We start from the raw sequence: 545 nt of genomic DNA, 5'->3' as shown, positions 1-545 counted from the left end.
GTTGTCCAACTCGTAGCGGACGTCGCCCGGGAGGCGGCCGGCGGGCGCCCCGCCCGGCGCTGCGCAGCGAACGGTGCCCGAACGTGGATCGAGGTCCGCGGCCTCGACGGCCCGGACGGGGAGGCGCTCGGCGACCGGGTGCTCGCCGCGATCCGGGACACACCGGGCGTGGTCACTGCCGAACTGCACCGCCCCTGGTGCCGTCTCGTGGTGTCCACGGACCCGGCCGGACCGACGGCCGGCACGCTCCGGCGCCTCGTCGAACACGCCGAAGCGGAGGGCGCCGCAACCGCACCCCGCGGTGTTCCGCACGAGCTGCCGGGCGACGACGTCCTGCTCGTCCGGCGGGGCGTGTCCGCGGCGACCGCCGGCACCGGACTGGCGCTGACCGCGGCGGGGCGCTACCTGCGCCTGCCGCGCCTGCACGGCGCCGCAGCCGCTCCGGTCCTCGTGTCGGACTATCACCCGCGGATCCGCGCTCTCGTCGAGTCCGCGCTCGGCCCCGGCAGGGCCGACCTGCTGCTGGCCGCCGGGACCTCCGTGCT

Annotated in this window: 1 pseudogene; it reads left to right on the top strand. The window is 77.6% G+C overall.

Annotated features, from left to right (window positions below):
* Positions 1-545: pseudogene (locus CQZ88_RS30290) on the top strand (cation-translocating P-type ATPase); the annotation flags it as partial.

Source organism: Rhodococcus sp. ENV425 (assembly GCF_002887785.1).
Classification (GTDB): Bacteria; Actinomycetota; Actinomycetes; order Mycobacteriales; family Mycobacteriaceae; genus Rhodococcus; species Rhodococcus aetherivorans.
The sequence above is the reverse complement of the archived record's forward strand: the minus strand, read 5'-3'. Positions and strand labels throughout refer to the sequence as shown.